Annotated in this window: 16 protein-coding genes; 8 read left to right on the plus strand and 8 right to left on the minus strand. The window is 68.0% G+C overall.

Going from position 1 to position 16117, the window contains the following annotated elements:
- Window positions 1-59 precede the first annotated feature (59 nt).
- Both AC3A5N_RS12885 and AC3A5N_RS12890 read right to left on the minus strand, forming a co-directional pair.
- Window positions 60-1286: a pyridoxal-dependent decarboxylase, exosortase A system-associated gene (locus tag AC3A5N_RS12885; RefSeq protein ID WP_487737730.1), complete on the minus strand. Its 1227-nt coding sequence runs from the start codon at window positions 1284-1286 to the stop codon at window positions 60-62.
- Complete coding sequence (locus tag AC3A5N_RS12890) at window positions 1283-2809, minus strand: acyl-CoA ligase (AMP-forming), exosortase A system-associated (protein WP_487737731.1); 1527 nt, start codon at window positions 2807-2809, stop codon at window positions 1283-1285. Before AC3A5N_RS12890 ends, AC3A5N_RS12885 begins: the two co-directional genes overlap by 4 nt.
- Before the next feature lie 26 nt (window positions 2810-2835).
- On the opposite strand from AC3A5N_RS12890, the gene AC3A5N_RS12895 reads away from it, so the two are divergent.
- From AC3A5N_RS12895 to AC3A5N_RS12910, 4 genes are all read left to right on the plus strand, one after another.
- The gene (locus tag AC3A5N_RS12895; protein WP_487737732.1) at window positions 2836-3822 is read left to right on the plus strand and encodes a GNAT family N-acetyltransferase; all 987 of its coding nucleotides are present in this window, start codon (window positions 2836-2838) and stop codon (window positions 3820-3822) included.
- A gap of 36 nt (window positions 3823-3858) precedes the next feature.
- Window positions 3859-4140 (plus strand): phosphopantetheine-binding protein, encoded by a 282-nt coding sequence (locus AC3A5N_RS12900; protein ID WP_119512860.1) that lies wholly within the window; start codon window positions 3859-3861, stop codon window positions 4138-4140.
- A gap of 95 nt (window positions 4141-4235) precedes the next feature.
- On the plus strand, window positions 4236-4829 hold the full coding sequence (locus AC3A5N_RS12905; protein WP_487737733.1) for an alpha/beta hydrolase family protein: 594 nt from the start codon (window positions 4236-4238) through the stop codon (window positions 4827-4829).
- Window positions 4826-5602 (plus strand): hydrolase 1, exosortase A system-associated, encoded by a 777-nt coding sequence (locus tag AC3A5N_RS12910; protein WP_487737734.1) that lies wholly within the window; start codon window positions 4826-4828, stop codon window positions 5600-5602. The genes AC3A5N_RS12905 and AC3A5N_RS12910 overlap by 4 nt, the downstream gene beginning before the upstream one ends.
- Here the strand turns inward: AC3A5N_RS12910 and AC3A5N_RS12915 are convergent.
- The 3 genes from AC3A5N_RS12915 to AC3A5N_RS12925 are packed head-to-tail and all read right to left on the minus strand — an operon-like array spanning window position 5599 to window position 8037.
- Complete coding sequence (locus AC3A5N_RS12915; protein WP_487737914.1) at window positions 5599-5928, minus strand: 2Fe-2S iron-sulfur cluster-binding protein; 330 nt, start codon at window positions 5926-5928, stop codon at window positions 5599-5601. The genes AC3A5N_RS12910 and AC3A5N_RS12915 overlap by 4 nt on opposite strands.
- A 2-nt stretch (window positions 5929-5930) precedes the next feature.
- Window positions 5931-7010, minus strand: a complete 1080-nt coding sequence (locus tag AC3A5N_RS12920) for a cysteine desulfurase family protein (protein WP_487737735.1) — start codon at window positions 7008-7010, stop codon at window positions 5931-5933.
- 43 nt (window positions 7011-7053) lie between these two features.
- Window positions 7054-8037: a cysteine desulfurase family protein gene (locus tag AC3A5N_RS12925; RefSeq protein ID WP_487737915.1), complete on the minus strand. Its 984-nt coding sequence runs from the start codon at window positions 8035-8037 to the stop codon at window positions 7054-7056.
- 177 nt (window positions 8038-8214) lie between these two features.
- Between AC3A5N_RS12925 and AC3A5N_RS12930 the strand changes: the two genes are divergently transcribed.
- From AC3A5N_RS12930 to AC3A5N_RS12945, 4 genes are all read left to right on the plus strand, one after another.
- Complete coding sequence (locus AC3A5N_RS12930) at window positions 8215-8871, plus strand: alpha/beta hydrolase (RefSeq protein ID WP_487737736.1); 657 nt, start codon at window positions 8215-8217, stop codon at window positions 8869-8871.
- A gap of 5 nt (window positions 8872-8876) precedes the next feature.
- Window positions 8877-9347: a GFA family protein gene (locus AC3A5N_RS12935; RefSeq protein ID WP_487737737.1), complete on the plus strand. Its 471-nt coding sequence runs from the start codon at window positions 8877-8879 to the stop codon at window positions 9345-9347.
- Between the two features lie 155 nt (window positions 9348-9502).
- Window positions 9503-10429: a TonB family protein gene (locus AC3A5N_RS12940; protein ID WP_487737738.1), complete on the plus strand. Its 927-nt coding sequence runs from the start codon at window positions 9503-9505 to the stop codon at window positions 10427-10429.
- A 64-nt stretch (window positions 10430-10493) separates the two neighbouring features.
- Complete coding sequence (locus tag AC3A5N_RS12945; RefSeq protein ID WP_487737739.1) at window positions 10494-12347, plus strand: DUF885 domain-containing protein; 1854 nt, start codon at window positions 10494-10496, stop codon at window positions 12345-12347.
- 241 nt (window positions 12348-12588) lie between these two features.
- On the opposite strand, the gene AC3A5N_RS12950 is transcribed toward AC3A5N_RS12945, so the two are convergent.
- From AC3A5N_RS12950 to lon, 3 genes are all read right to left on the minus strand, one after another.
- Window positions 12589-12807, minus strand: a complete 219-nt coding sequence (locus AC3A5N_RS12950; protein ID WP_487737740.1) for a hypothetical protein — start codon at window positions 12805-12807, stop codon at window positions 12589-12591.
- Between the two features lie 302 nt (window positions 12808-13109).
- Entirely contained in the window at window positions 13110-13382 is a 273-nt protein-coding gene (locus tag AC3A5N_RS12955) for an HU family DNA-binding protein (protein WP_119512878.1), read from the minus strand.
- Between the two features lie 192 nt (window positions 13383-13574).
- Window positions 13575-15974 carry an endopeptidase La gene (gene lon / locus AC3A5N_RS12960; protein ID WP_487737741.1) on the minus strand — a complete coding sequence of 800 codons (2400 nt, stop codon included), beginning with the start codon at window positions 15972-15974 and terminating at the stop codon, window positions 13575-13577.
- Between the last annotated feature and the right edge of the window lie 143 nt (window positions 15975-16117).

A 16117-nucleotide genomic window follows, 5' to 3' on the forward strand; every position in this document is an offset into this window, starting at 1 on the left:
ATTAGCCCTGTTCGCCTTCTGACGGACGGTCCCGATACGGGACAGCCGCGGCGAAAAGGTTAAATCAGCATCTGCCGCGCGGGACCGTGGCCGAGGAAGTCCGCCGGCGACGCGGTCGCGCCGTAGGCTCCGGCGCAGAAGACGGCGACGAGATCGCCGACCTCAGCGCGCGGCAGGTACGCCTGATCGGCCAGCCGGTCGAGCGGCGTGCAGAGGCACCCGACGACGTTGGCCTCTTCCTCCGGCGTGGCATCGAAGTGGGTCGCGATCGCCAGCGGATAGTTGCGGCGGACCACGGTGCCGAAATTGCCCGAGGCGGCAAGCTGGTGGTGCAGACCGCCGTCGGTGATGAGGAACGTCTGGCCGTGGCTGACTTTGCGGTCGATCACACGGGTCAGATAGACCCCCGCCTCGCCGACGAGATAGCGGCCGAGCTCGATGCACAGCTCGGTCGCGGCAAGGCTGTCGGGTAGCTCGGCGAAGCGCTCCGCCAATGCTGCGCCGACCGCGCCGATGTCGAGCGGCGTGTCGCCGTTGAAGTACGGAATGCCGAAGCCGCCGCCCATGTTGAGCTTGGGCAAGGCCGTGCCGATCTCGCCGGTCAGCCGGTCCGCCAGTGTGAGCACGTTGGCCTGAGTCTCGATGATCGCTTCGGCGTCGAGCGCCTGACTGCCGGTGAAGATATGCAGCCCGCGCCATTCCGCGCCCGCGGCAATGATCGCGCGCGCGAGGGCGGGCACGCGGTCCTCGTCGATCCCGAACTGCTTGGCGCCGCCGCCCATCTTCATGCCCGAGCCGCGCAGCTCGAACGAGGGGTTCACACGAATCGCAAGGCGAGGCCGAATGTCGAGCCTCTGGGCGATCGCCAGCGCGCGCCGTGCTTCTCCCTCTGACTCGAGATTGATCGTGCAACCGGCTGAAATTGCGGCTTCGAGTTCTTCATCCCGCTTGCCGGGACCGGCAAAGCTCACCCGCGCTGGATCGATGCCCGCCTCGCCCAGCCTCGCGAGTTCCCCCGCCGACGCGACGTCGAACCCATCAACCAGTCCTGCCATGAATTCCAGCACGGGCGCGTAGGGGTTGGCCTTGATCGCGTAGTTGATCCCGAGCCGTGCGGGCATGGCCGCCCGCAGCGCTGCCACCCGGCTGCGCAGCATGTCGCGCGAATAGACGAACAGGGGCGTTGTCCCTGCCTCCGCAACCAGGTCGCTCGCCTTGCGCCCGCCGATGGCGAGTTCGCCGTCCAGCGCGGCAAAGCCGGCGGGAATGGGGCCGAGCGGCTTCATCCGACGATCTCCCGTGCGATTGCAGCGCGATCGAGCTTGCCGTTCGGGTTGATCGGCAGCGCTTCGCGCCAGTGAATCACCTTGGGCTGCATGAAGTTGGGCAGGTCCTTCGCCAGCGCCTTGGGCAGCCGGTCCCCGGCGTCCTCCACCCCGGCAGCCGCTCGCACGACGAGGTGCACCGTCTGTCCCAGCCGCTCGTCCGGCACGCCGAGCGCGACGGCCTCGGCCACCAGGCCGGTCGCGATTGCCGCGTCCTCGATTTCCTGCGGGCTGATCCGGTTGCCCGCGCTCTTGATCATCGCGTCGCGCCGCCCGACGAAATAGAGAAACCCCTCTGCATCGCGCCGGACACGATCGCCCGACCACACGGCCGTGCCGCCATATTCGGACTCCGCCGGAGCGGGCTTGAACCGCTCCGCCGTGCGCTCGGCATCCTGCCAGTAGCCTTGCGCGACGAGCGGACCGCAATGCACCAGCTCGCCCTCCTCACCCGCTTGGGTGACGTTGCCGTCGTCGCCCACCACCAGGATCTCGGCGAAGGGAATCGCACGGCCCATCGAGGTCGGGTGGGTGTCGACCAGCGCCGGATCGAGGTAGGTGGAGCGGAAGGCCTCGGTCAGTCCGTACATCGGAAAAAGCCGCGCCTGCGGGAAGATATGGCGCAGATCTCGCACGAGATCGACGGTCAGCGCGCCGCCGGTGTTGGTCAGGCGGCGAAGAGGCGCGACGGCTTCCTCGGGCCAGTCGAGATCGGTCAGTTGCACCCACAGCGGGGGCACCGCCGCGAGCGTCGTGACGCCATGCCGGGCACAAGCCTTGGCGACGTCGCGCGGGAAGAGATAGTCGAGCGGCACCACGCAGGCACCCGCGTACCAGCTGTTGAGGAGCTGGTTCTGCCCGTAGTCGAACGACAGCGGAAGGACCGCGAGCGTCACGTCGTCGCTCTGGATACCGAGGTAATGCGACACGCTCACCGCCCCGAGCCACATGTTCGCATGGCTCAGCATCACCCCTTTGGGCCGTCCGGTCGATCCGCTGGTGTAGAGGATGGCCGCGAGTTCGTCCGGGTCGGCTTCGGAGGGTCCGAGCGAACCGCCGAACGCCGTTGCCGCCGCAACCGCGTCGTCCTCGGCCGAGGCGCGGCATTGCTCGGGCAGATCGCCCCGTTCCAGCGTGCTCAACCGCGCCTCGGTCGCGAGCAGCAGGCGCGCGCCGCTGTCGGCGAGGATATGTGCGACTTGGGCATGCTTGAGCAGCGGGTTGACCGGCACATGGACCAGCCCGGCGCGCGCGCACGCCAGCGGCAGCAGGCATGTCAGTTCCCCCTTCGCTGCCCAGCTCGCCACCCGCTCGCCGCGCCCGGGCACCTGGCTCTGCAACCATGCCGCCATGCGAGCGACACGGGTTCTTAAGTCCTTGTGGCTAAGCGTACCCTCGCGCAGCACCAGCGCGGGTGCATCCGGCTCGCCACGTTCGGCGAGATGGTCGAGCGGCCGTGGGACTGAGTCTGGTGCGAGGGACATCTGAACTTTCGAGGAACGCATAGGAAGTGATCGCCGCCAGCTATCACGATGAGGTTAACGTCTTGCAAGGGACGATCGAACGGGCGCCCTCGCCCTTCGAGCGGCCCGAGTGGTTCGCCTTGCTGGCCGAGAGCGGGATCGCTCCCTTCATCGCGCTGGCGGAAGACAGCGAGGCGAAAGCCGCGCTGGCGCTTACCCGCGCCAACGGCCGGCTCGAGCCGCTGCGCAACTGGTACAGCTTCACCTGGCGCCAGCTCGCGCCGGAAGGGCCGCAGGCGGAGCGGCTGCTTACGGGCCTCGCGCGCGATCTCAGGCGGCAGACACACCGCGTCGCGCTATGGCCGGTGCCGGACGAGGACGGCTCCGCCACCCGGCTCGAACGGGCATTCCGCGAAGCAGGCTGGCTGGTCATGCGCGAGCAGTGCGACCACAATCACGTGCTCGAAGTGAACGGACGCAGCTTCGCCGAATACTGGGCATCGCGGCCGGGCCGGATGCGGACGACGCTCAAGCGCAAGGCGAAGAAGGTCGAGGTCACGATACACGAGCGTTTCGACGCGGCCGACTGGGCGGCCTACGAGGCGATCTACGCGGAAAGCTGGAAGCCCGAGGAAGGCACGCCCGACCTGCTCCGCCGCTTTGCCGAGGCGGAGGGAAAAGCGGGCCGTATCCGCCTCGCCGTCGCTTGGCACGAGGGCGAACCGGTGGCCGCGCAGTTCTGGACGGTCGAGAACGGCACCGCCTACATCCACAAGCTCGCCCACCTAGAAAGCCGCAAGGAACTCTCGGCCGGCACCACGCTGACCGCTGCGCTGTTCGAGCAGGTGATCGACCGCGACCGTGTCGCGCTGATCGATTTCGGGACCGGCAACGACGGCTACAAAGCGGACTGGATGGAGATCGTCCGCCCGCGCTTCCGCCTCGACTGCCTCGACCCCACACAGGCGCGTGCCTGGCTGCCACTGGCCAAGCGCTTGGCCGCCCGCCTTGCACCCGCTTCTGGGCGGGGCTAAGGGCGGCGCGCCGAATTGCAGGGGACAAGCCCGAACATGACCGAACTTGCGCCAAGCCGCAGCGATATCGACACAAAGTTGCGCGCGATCCTGCGCGACGTGCTCGGGCTCGATGCGGAGCGAGTCGAACGCTTCGATGGCGGGACCGGGTTGTTCGGGCATCTGCCGGAGCTCGATTCGATGGCCGTCGCCGGCTTGCTGACCGAGATGGAGGACCGTCTCGACATCATCATCGAGGATGACGACGTCGACGGCGAGATGCTGGAGACCTACGGCGGGCTGCTCGCCTTCGCCGAGGCGAAAGTCGTAGAAAACTGACGGGACGTGCTTTCACGACCTGGCCGTGCCCGACCATCGGGGGCGGCACGCACGAGGAAATCGCGCTCATCTTCGGCCGAAAGCGTGCCGCACGCGTGCTCGTGCTGCCCGCGCTGTTCGACGAGGCGAACAAGCTGCGGCGGCTGACCGCCGAAGTCATGCAGCGGCTCGATGGCGCCGGGATCGGCTCGGTGCTGCCCGACCTCCCCGGCTGCAACGAGAGCCGCCAGCCGCTCCAGGCGCAGTCGCTCGACCACTGGCGCCAGTGCGCCGCGGCCGCCGCGGCGCATTTTTCCGCCACCCATGTCCTGACTCTGCGCGGCGGAGTGCTGACCGTCCCGCCGGAAATGCCGGGATGGAACTACGCTCCCGTGGCCGGTCGGCAGGTGCTGCGCGCCATGCTGCGCGCCCGCACGATCGCCGCGCGCGAGGCCGGCCGCGAGGAGACGATCGAAGCGCTCCAGCAGACCGGCCGAAGCGAGGGCGTGGAGCTGGCCGGCTGGTCCCTCGGCCCCGACCTGTTCGCACAGCTGGAGAACGCTGCTTCGCAGCCGGAATCGGCCCAGATCGAGATCGATCAGGAAGCGATCGGCGGAGGCGGCCTGTGGCTGCGCGCCGAGCCCGACGAATCGCCCGAGCAAGCCGATGCGCTGGCCGCCGCGATCGCGACGGGACTCGCCCCGGCATGAAGCGCCTGCCGCTCACGTTCGCGTGCGAGGATTCGACCCTCGCCGGCACGCTCGACACCGCGCCGGCGTCGGTCGGCCTGCTGATCGTCAGTGGCGGCAACGAGATCCGCGCGGGCGCTTTCTCCGGCCAGGCGCAGCTTGCCGCGCGCATCCAGAAGGCCGGTTTCCCCGTGTTCCGCTTCGACCGCCGCGGCGTCGGCGACAGCGAGGGCGAGAACCTCGGCTTCCGCAAGAGCCGCAAGGACATCGTCGCCGCGCTCGACGCTTTCCGCGCGATGGCGCCGCAGATGAACCGCGTGGTTGGCTTCGGCAATTGCGACGCCGCCAGCGCGCTGATGCTCGCCAGAGGCGCGGGATGCGATGCACTGGTGCTGTCGAACCCGTGGACGATCGAGGGCGACGACGACGCGATCCCGCCGCCCGAAGCCGTCCGCGCCCGTTATGCCGAGAAGCTGAAGAACCCCAAGGAACTGGCGCGGCTCGTCACCGGCAAGGTCGATCTCGGCAAGCTCGCGCGCGGAATCGCCAAGGCAGCACTGCCGAAGTCGGCGCCAAGCACGCTCGCGCAAGAAATCAAGGCGGGGCTGGAGGCGTTCGGCGGACCCGTTCGGATCCTGCTCGCAGACGCCGACCGTACCGCCCAGGCCTTCGCTTCGGCCTGGGATCAAGCGGATCAGCGCGTCGCCTACTGCAAGGGCGCGACGCACGCCTATGTCGAGCCCGATGCGCGCGAGTGGCTCTACCGGCAATTGCTCGCGGCGCTGCGCGCCTAGATCACGCTCATGTCCCGGCTCTCCGCCGGGACCCGGACTTCCAGGCCGTCGAGTTCGTCGGAAAGCACGATCTGGCACGAGAGACGGCTCGTGCGCTGAACTCCCGCAGCGAGATCGAGCATGTCCTCCTCGTCCTCGCTCGCCTCGGGCAGGCGGGCGAACCATTCGGCAGCGACGATGACGTGGCAGGTCGAGCAGGCCATCTGCCCTTCGCACGTCCCCTCCAGCGGCATTCCGGCCGCCTGCGCCACCTCCAGCAGCGGCATGCCCGGCTCGCCCTCAGCCTCGACCACGCGGCCCTGAGGCGTGACGAAGCGGACGCGCACGCTCACGCGCCCTGCGCCTCCGCCGCGGCATTGATGAGGCTGGCGGCCTCCTCGATCTCGGCGAGCGTGGTGTAGCGGCCGAAGCCGAGACGGATCGAGCTCTTCGCCTGCGCATCGGTGAGGCCGATCGCGCGCAGCACGTGGCTCGGCGCGCCCGAGCCGCTGGCGCAGGCCGAACCGGCGGAGAACATGACCTCGCGGCAGTCGCTCATCAGCCGCGCGACGTCGAGCCCGTCCTTCCGGATGTTGAGATTGCCGTGCCAGCGCGCCTCCGCGCTACCGTTGAGCGTCCAGTCTGCAAACAGTTCGCGCGCGCGACGCCAGAGCGTCTCGATATGCGCCGCATCCTCCGCCATGCGCGCCTTCGCGAGCTCGGCCGCCGCGCCGAAGGCGGCGCAGAGCGCGGGGCTCAGCGTGCCCGAGCGGATGCCTTCCTGCAGCCCGCCGGTGACCTGCGGATCGAGCTCCAGCCCGTCGCGCACCCACAGCGCGGCGATACCCTTGGGCCCGTGCATCTTGTGCGCGCTGACCGCGATCATGTCGGCGCCGGCGATCTCGCGCTTGCCGCAGGCCTGAACCGCGTCGCACAGGAACAGCGCGCCGCTTTCCTGTGCGCGGCGATACCAGTCGCCGACCGGTTGAACCGTGCCGATCTCGTTGTTGACCGCCATGACCGCGACGAGGCCGATGTCCTCCGGCAAATCGGCCGCAGGATCGGTCAGGCCCTCGCGATCGACCAGGATCTCCGTCACCTGGCCGAGCGCGCGGGCCGTGTCGCGGACAGAGGCATGCTCGATCGCCGAACAGGCGATGCCGGCCTGCCGGCCGCTCGCGGAACCGCGCATCGCGAGATTGACCGCCTCGCAGGCATTGCCGGTGAAGATCACCCGCCCGCCCGGCGGAAGCAGCGCCGCGACTCGCTCGCGCGCCACCTCGACCGCCGCCGCGGCTTGCCGGCCCATGCGGTGCGGGCTGTGCGGGTTGGCGAACCCCATGCCTTCGGGCCCGTCGAGCCAGCGCAGCATGGCCTCGCGAGCTTCGGGCGCGAGCGGGGTGGTGGCCTGGTAGTCGAGATAGATCATGCGGCGCCCTTTGGCATCAAACGCGCTCTCCGTCATCCCGCCATCATGCGCTCGCCAAGCCCGCCCAGGCTTCGGCAAAGCGGTCGAGTTCCTCCGCCGTGGTGCTCCAGCCGAGGCTGACGCGGATCGTGCGGGCGGCGGTGCCCTCGTCCACTCCGAAAGCCTCGAGCACGCGGCTGCGCTTGAGCGTGCCCGATGAGCAGGCGCTCCCGGCGGAAACCGCGAACCCCATCGCGTCGAGCCGGATCAGCAGCGCCTGCGCGCTGAGCTTGGGATGTGTGAGAGCGAGGATATGCGCGCATTGCGCCGCCCCGGGCGTGACCCGCCGACCAGCCAGCGCGGCGGCGAACGACTGCCGCTGCACCTCGGTCGTCGCCCAGCCGTCCAGCCCGCCGGTCTCCAGCGCGGTTGCAAAGCCGAGGATCGCGGGCAGGTTCTCGGTCCCGGCACGATAGCCGCGTTCGTGCCCGCCGATCGGCTCGAGCATGGCGAAGTCGCGCACCAGCAGGGCACCGACGCCGACCGGCCCGCCGAGCTTGTGTGCCGAGACCACCACCATGTCGGCGTCCGGAAGAGGCAGCTTGCCCGCCGACTGCGAACAGTCCGCAAGGAGCAGGCCGCCGGCCTCGCGCACGCGGATCTGCAGCGCATCGCCCTGCGGCAGGACGAGCGTTCCCGTCTCGGGATTGACCTGCTGCACCGCCACGACCGCGCGGCCGGGCCGTGCCAGCGCGGCATCAAGCGCGCCTGGATCGATCTCGCCGGCCAGCACCGGCAGCACTTCGGCATCGGGTGCTGCGCGGAACACCGCGTCGTGCTCGACCGCCGAGACGATCCGCCGATCGGCCTTGGCCCGCTGCAGGGCGATGGCCAGGGCCTCGCTCGCGCCCGAGGTGAAGATGACCTCCCCCTCCCAGCCGAGCGGCGCCTTGACCCGCGCCCGGGCGTCCTCCAGCGCAGCCTTGGCCTTGCGCCCTTCCGCGTGCGGGCTGGAGGGATTGGCCCATATGCCGAAGCCTTCCTCCATCGCCTCCCGCGCCTCAGGTCGCAGTGGCGTGGTGGCGGCATGGTCGAGGTAGATGCGGTCCGGGATGGGGCGGTGCTCGAAAGAATTGCGATTTCGGGTCGCCGCACTATATAGCCACCGACTTCGCGCGCGCCACCCGGTCCGCAGCGAAACCAACATCTCCGGCAGGATTCCCCAATGCCCTCAGTGATCTTTCCCGGCCCCGAAGGCCGCCTCGAAGGCCGTTTCTCCCCTCCCCCGCGCCCGCGTGCGCCGGTGGCGATGATCCTCCACCCGCATCCGCAGGGCGGCGGCACGATGAACGAGCGCATCACGCAGCGGCTCTACAAGACCTTCGTCGACCGCGGGTTCGCCGTGCTGCGCTTCAACTTCCGCGGCGTCGGGCGGAGCCAGGGCAGCTTCGACAACGGCGTGGGCGAGCTGTCGGACGCCGCCGCCGCGCTCGACTGGGTGCAATCGATCCATCAGGAGGCGCAGACCACCTGGGTCGCCGGCGTCAGCTTCGGCGCCCTGATCGGCATGCAGCTCCTCATGCGCCGGCCGGAAGTCCGTGGCTTCATCTCGATCGCGCCGCCGGCCAACATGTACGACTTCAGCTTTCTCGCCCCCTGCCCGGCGAGCGGCATCTTCATCCAGGGCGCGGCGGACACCGTGGTGCAGCCGGTCGCGGTAACCAAGCTGGTCGAGAAGCTGCGCACGCAGAAGCACATCACGATCCACCACGAGGAAATTCCGCGCGCCAATCACTTCTTCGAGAACGAGATCGAGGATCTGATGGGCTCGGTCGACAACTACCTCGATTTCCGGCTGGATCCGGCCTGCCCGATCAAGTGAGCGCGATGCGGCGGCTCGCTGTCACGGCGACGGGCGGCTGCCAGTGCGGCGCGGTGCGGTACCGCGCCTCTGCCATGCTCGACAATGCGCACCTGTGCCATTGCCGCATGTGCCAGAAGGCGACCGGCAATCTGTTCGCCGCGCTCGTCGCCGCGCCGGACGACGCCCTCGAATGGACGCGCGGGACGCCCGCGACCTTCGAGAGCAGCGCCGGGGTCGAGCGCGGGTTCTGCGCGCAGTGCGGCACACTGCTGTTCTACCATGCACACGCGAACGGGCGCACTAACCTGACGATCGGTTCGCTCGACGATCCGGCGGCCTTCGCCCCGCAGTCGCAGATGGGCACGGAATCGCGCATGCCGTGGTTCGAAACGCTCCCCGCCCTCCGCGACGAGGGCGCGACGGAGGCGGGCGACAACGCCGAATGGGCCGCCGCAATCCGGCGCACGAGCCGGCAGCACCCCGACCACGACTGACCGCCCGCGCGGCAATCTCCTCCGTCTGATCCGAAAGCCAGTTGCGCTCCGCAACGCGAAAGCGCTTGGCTGAAGCTTGAGTTACGTTGTATCATTCCTCTCGGTGGAGGGAGTGTCTCCGATCCTCGGAGGCACATCGAGGAGAGGAGAACGACATGGCTTATGCAGACTCTCGCACGCCACAGGACCGGGCGAAGTCCATCGCCGGGGTGATCGTGGTCCACGGCGCAGTCGCCTATGCCCTGCTAGTGGGGCTGCAGGTCACGGGGATGATCGAAGACGTGCCGAGGCTGACCGGCGAGACGATCGTGGAAGTGCCGATCGAACCCCCGCCCCCACCCAAGCCGGAGGTCACGCCGGAAAGCACGTCGCCCCCGCAAAGCTACGTCCACGTTCCGCCGAGACCGCTGGACCTGACCCCGGAAATGCCCCCGATCGAGGTGCGCGACGTTCCGCTGCCGCCGATCCCCGACGTGATGACGAACCTGTTCCCCAAGCCGGAGATCACCCCGGCCGCCCAGGCGACGCCGGCGTTCGATCCGGTCGCGCCCCGCCCGCGTAACGATCCGGGGCAGTGGGTGACCACCGCGGACTACCGCCCCATCTGGATCAACCGCGAACTCACCGGCGTCGCCCGCTTCCGGGTCGAAGTCGGCACCGACGGGCGGGTGAAGAGCTGCACGATCACCGGCTCGAGCGGACATTCCGAACTCGACCGCGCAACCTGCGATCTCGTCACCCACCGCGCTCGGTTCGAGGCGGGCCTCGACGGCACCGGAGCGAAGACCTCGGCAACTGGTCGAGCGCTGTGTCCTGGCAGCTGCCCGACTGATCTACCCGGCCTGGCCCTGCTCGACCCGGTCGAGCGGGGCTTCGCCTCCGGCATCGGGCACCGTCCAGATCGCGATGTTGACGAAGCAGATCACCGCCAGCAGCACCATCAGCAGCACCTGCTTGCGCGAGCCGCCCCGGCGCCAGAGCGCGAAAGCGCCGACGAGCAGCAGCAGGCCCGCCAGCATGACGATCGACAGCACGGTACCCATCATTCGCGCGATACTCCTCCGCTAACGCCGCTCGCCTAACCGCATCGCGCGCCGACCGCCAGTTGGTTTGACAGCCGGGCGAGCGCGCGCCAGACATTGCGGCATGACCCACATCACCACCGAAATCACCCGTCGTCAGGCACTTGCAGGCCTCGGCGCCGGCGTCTCCCTGTTCGCGCTCGGCGGATGCGAGCGCGTGCTGAGCCAGTCCGCCTCCGCGCAATCCGGCGAAGGCGCCGCGCTGCTGGAGGACGTCGCCTGGAACCTGCTGCGCCACGAGCCCGAGCGCGCGACCAGCCTCGGCGTCGACACCGGCGCACACGCAGCGCTGCGCATGCAGCTCGAGGACCAGTCGCCCGCGGGTCAGAAGGCCTATGCCGAGACGCTGCGCGCCGATCTCGCACGGGTGCGGGCGTTCGACACCGCCTCGCTCGATGCCGACACGCGGACCAGCTTCGAGGTGGTGGAGAGCGCCTATTCGACCGCGCTTGAAGGGTTCGCCCTTCCCTACGGCGACGTTGCGGTGGGGAGCTGGCGCAATTCGCCCTACGTCGTGATCCAGAACGTCGGCACCTATCTCGACATGCCGCGCTTCATGGATACGAGCCATCCGGTGAAGACCGCCGCCGACGCGGAGGCCTATGTCGCGCGGCTTGAGGCGCTGCCGGCCGCGCTCGATGGCGAGCTCGCGCGGATCAAGGCTGCGCGCGGCATGGGCCTGGTCCCGCCCGATTTCCTGCTCGACGCGGCAATCTCGCAAATGGAGCAGTCGATCGCGGAGACCTCCGGCGGCGGAACGATGGTCGATTCGCTCGTCACGCGCACGAAGGAAGCCGGGCTGGCCGGCGACTGGGAGGCGCAGGCGCGCTCGCTCGTGGCGGGACCCGTCACCGAAGCGCTCAAGCGCCAGCTGGAGGAGCTCAAGGCCGAGCGTGCGGTGGCGAAGTCCGACGCGGGCATGTGGGCCCGGCCTCGGGGCGAGGAATGGTATGCCTGGGGCCTGCGGGCGGCGACCACGACCACGCTCTCGCCCGACGAGATCCACCAGATCGGCCTCGACGAGCTCGACGAGCTGCACGGCCGGATGGACCCGATCCTCAAGGAGATCGGTTACACCACCGGCTCGGTGGGCGAGCGGATGCGGGCACTGGCGGAAGATCCGCGCTACAAGTTCGCCGAGGGCGATCCGGGCCGCAAGGAGATCATGGACTTCATCCACGAGCGGATCGAGTGGATCACCGCGCAGATGCCGCGCGCGTTCAACACGCTGGTCGATCCCAACCTGGAAGTCCGCCGCCTGCCTCCGGCCGAGGAACCCGGCGCGCCGGGCGCCTATGGCGGTGCGGGGAGCAAGGACGGGACGATCCCGGGGCGGATGTGGATCAATCTCCGTTCGACCGACATGCACCGCAAGTACGATCTCGCGGACCTCACCTACCACGAGACGATCCCCGGGCACGTCTGGGAAGGCGAGTATTCGAACCGCCTGCCGCTGATCCGCTCGATCCTCTCGTTCAGCGCCTTCTCCGAAGGCTGGGGCCTCTATGCGGAGCAGATCGCGGACGAGCTCGGCGCTTACGACGAGTTCAAGGTCGGCCGGCTCGGCTATCTCCAGAGCCTGGCCTTCCGCGCCTGCCGGCTGGTGGTCGACACCGGTCTCCACCACAAGCGCTGGACGCGCGAGCAGGGCCGGCAGTTCTTCGTCGAGCGCAACGGCTCGCACCCCGACGAGGTGGCGAGTGAAGTCGACCGCTACTGCTCCTGGCCCGGCCAGGCCTGCGGCTACAAGATCGGCCACAGCGAGATCGTCCGCCAGCGCACCCGCGCGCAGGAGGCGCTGGGCGATGCCTACGACTTCAAGGCGTTCAACGACGCGGTGGTGCTCGGCGGCAATGCGCCTCTCGACGTCATGGCGAAGAACGTCGGGCGGTATATCGAACAGGCCAAGGGGGGCTGATCGCTCCGTCATCCGAGCTGCCCTGCTCGATCGCAGGCACCAAAAAAGAAACGCCGCGCTCGTCTTCCGACGGCGCGGCGTGTTCGTTGTGCGGGCCGCGGAGCGAGCGGCCCCAAAAATCAGAATGCGTGTTGCGGGCCGGTTGGTCCGACGCAGCACGCGTAGCTGGCACTACAACATGAGCCAGAACAGCAGTGCGACCGCTGCGAATATACCCAGCACACCGAAATATTGAGGCTGTTCAGATTTGGGGGTGCTCACCTGCGATACCCCGCTTCCTGCTGCGGCTGCTTTGCGCCATCGCGTCCGCGAGACTGGTGTAAGTATATCCGTCGACGACATACGTTTCACGCAGGAAGCGCGTTATGCCGAGAGTCTCGGCGCCACTCGCGGTGTAGAGACTGCTGCTCTCATCTTCCCAATTATCGCTGGCGGATTGAATATCAGGCTGACCGGTCATGGCATCACTCCCATTTGTAAGCGGGAGCGCTGGGTCTCTCAGCCGGTGGCGCCTACAGGGAATTGCCACCGATACAGTATAGATGGGTACGAGAGGCAGGATTTTCAACTCCCGCTGGTCTGGAGCCGAAATAAAAAGGCAGCCCGGTTGCGGAGTTCATCTAGTGCCTGGCATGGATCCACTTGTGCTTGGAGCGCCTGACATATGCAACGATAAAAAACGCCGCGCTCGTCGGGAGACGGCGCGGCGCTTTTTCTTCTGGGGCCGCGAGGCGAGCGACCCGAAAGATCAGTACGGAAGGTTCAGTTCACGCTGTCCTTCAGGCCCTTGCCGGCCTTGAACTTGGGTTGGTTGGACGCCTTGATCGTCATCGGCTCGCCGGTGCGCGGGTTGCGGCCGGTCGATGCCTTGCGCCGTGCGACGGAGAACGTTCCGAACCCGACCAGCCGCACTTCATCCCCCTTCGACAGGGCCTTCGTGATCGAATCGAACACGCCTTCGACCGCGTTCGAGGCATCGCTCTTCGAAAGACCGCTGGAATCGGCGACGGCGCTGATCAGATCGTTCTTGTTCATTCTGGGAACCCCCTAAAGTCTCGATGAAAACCGGTTTCGGTGAATCGCCTCCCCGAAAGGGGCGATTTGAACGCGTTTTTACCGGGGCTGTCAAAGGCAAATCCCGCCGAATACGGATACGCGCCCGCGATCCGGCACGATTCGTCCCAAATCATGCCGGATCGCCGGGCAGCGACGCCGGCCCCCTCTCGCTCAGTGAGCGATCGCGGGGCGGTCGCCGAGCGGCTGGCCCGGGTGGACCGGCTGGCTGGCGATATCATCGGCCTCGGTCCATTCGATCGGCGCAGGAACGGCGACGAGTGCCTTCTCCAGCACCTGATCGACATGGCTGACGGGCACAATCTCGAGCCCGTCCTTCACGTTGGCCGGGATTTCGGCAAGGTCCTTCACGTTCTCTTCGGGGATCAGCACGGTCTTGATCCCGCCACGAAGAGCCGCGAGCAGCTTCTCCTTCAGCCCGCCGATCGGGAGTACGCGCCCGCGCAGCGTAACCTCGCCGGTCATGGCGACGTCGGCCCGCACGGCGATGCCGGTCAGCATCGAGACGATCGAGGTCACCATGCCGATGCCCGCGCTCGGCCCGTCCTTGGGTACGGCGCCTTCGGGCAGGTGGATGTGGATATTCTTGCGCTGGAAGATCGACGGTTTGATTCCGTAAGCGGGCGCGCGCGCCTTCACGAAGCTGAACGCGGCCGCGACGCTTTCGGTCATCACTTCGCCGAGCTTACCGGTGGTCTTGATCTCGCCCTTGCCCGGCGTGGTGACGCTCTCGATCGTCAGCAGCTCGCCGCCGACTTCGGTCCAGGCGAGCCCGGTGACCGCGCCGACCTGCGGCTCTTCCTCCGACATGCCGTGCTTGAACTTCCGCACGCCGGCGAACTCGCCAAGGTTGTCGGGCGTGATGACGACGCTTTCCGCCTTCTTCTCGAGGATCCGGCGCAGCGACTTGCGCGCAAGCCGGGCGATCTCGCGCTCCAGCGTGCGCACGCCCGCCTCGCGGGTGTAGTAGCGGATCAGGTCGCGCAGGCCGTCCTCGGTCAGCTCGAACTCGCCTTCGGCCAGGCCGTGCGCCTCGATCTGCTTGGCGATCAGGTGGCGCTGGGCGATCTCGACCTTCTCGTCTTCCGTATAGCCTTCGAGCCGGATGATCTCCATCCGGTCGAGCAGTGGCTGCGGCAGGTTGAGGCTGTTGGCGGTGGTCACGAACATCACGTCGGACAGATCAATGTCGAGCTCCAGATAATGGTCCTGGAACTTCGAGTTCTGCTCCGGATCGAGCACTTCGAGCAGGGCCGAGGCGGGATCACCCCGGAAATCCTGGCCGAGCTTGTCGATCTCGTCGAGCAGGAACAGCGGGTTGCTCGCCCCCGCCTTGCGCAGGTTGGTGACGATCTTGCCCGGCAGCGAGCCGATGTAGGTCCGCCGGTGGCCGCGGATCTCCGCTTCATCGCGCACGCCGCCGAGGCTCTGGCGCACGAATTCGCGGCCCGTCGCGCGGGCGATCGACTTGCCGAGGCTGGTCTTGCCGACGCCCGGAGGGCCGACGAGGCACAGGATCGGGCCCTTGAGCTTCTGCGTGCGCGCCTGCACCGCGAGGTACTCGACGATCCGGTCCTTGACCTTCTCCAGCGCGTAGTGGTCCTCGTCGAGCACGGCCTGTGCTTCGGCGATGTCCTTCTTGAGCTCGCTCGTCTTGCCCCAGGGCAGGCCGAGCAGCACGTCGAGGTAGTTGCGGATGACGGTCGCCTCGGCGCTCATCGGCTGCATCGACTTGAGCTTCTTGAGCTCGCTCTGCGCCTTGGCCTTGGCTTCGGCGGAGAGTTCGAGCGTGTCGATCTTCTCCTGCAGCTCGGCGAGTTCGTCGCCGTCCTCGCCATCGCCGCCGCCGAGTTCGCTCTGGATCGCCTTGAGCTGTTCGTTGAGGTAATATTCGCGCTGGGTCTTCTCCATCTGCCGCTTCACGCGGCCGCGGATCCGGCGCTCGACCTGGAGGACTGAGAGCTCGCCTTCCATGAAGGACATGACCATCTCGAGCCGCTTGAGCGGATCGCGCTCGGTCAGCACGGCCTGCTTGTCGGAGACCTTGGCGCTGATCGCAGCGGCGATCGTGTCCGCGAGCTGGCCGGCGTCATCGATCTCCTCGAGATCGTCGCCGGCGCCCTCGCCCAGCTTCTTGTTGAGCTTGGCGTACTCGCCGAACTGCTCGACCACCTGGCGCATCATGGCGACGACTTCGCTGCCCGAAGCGGTTTCCGGCTCCAGCACCGAGACTTCGGCGACCATGAAGTCGCCGTTCGGCCTGATCTCCTCCAGCCGCGCCCGCGCGGTGCCCTCGACCAGCACGCGGACTGTGCCGTCGGGCAGCTTGAGGAGCTGGAGCACCTGCGCGACCACGCCGACGTCGTAGAGATCGTCCGCGCCGGGATCGTCGCACCCGGGGTCGAGCTGCGAGAGCAGGAAGATGTCCTTGCTGCCTTCCATCGCCGCTTCCAGCGCGGCGACCGACATGTCGCGGCCCACGAAAAGCGGGACGACCATGCCGGGGAAGACGACGATGTCGCGCAGGGGGAGAAGGGGGTGTTGCTGGTTCATGCTGTCAATCCGTCCGTGGAGCGCGGAAGGCGCGCTCCGTTTGGTCCCGAATATGGGAACCCGCCGCGCAGGCCGCAATGCCGGCGATGGCCGAAGCTGTTGACACATGTGACGCGGTGGCTGGGCAAAGTGTCACCTTGTGA

Source organism: Pelagerythrobacter sp. Soil_C_18, from assembly GCF_057657235.1.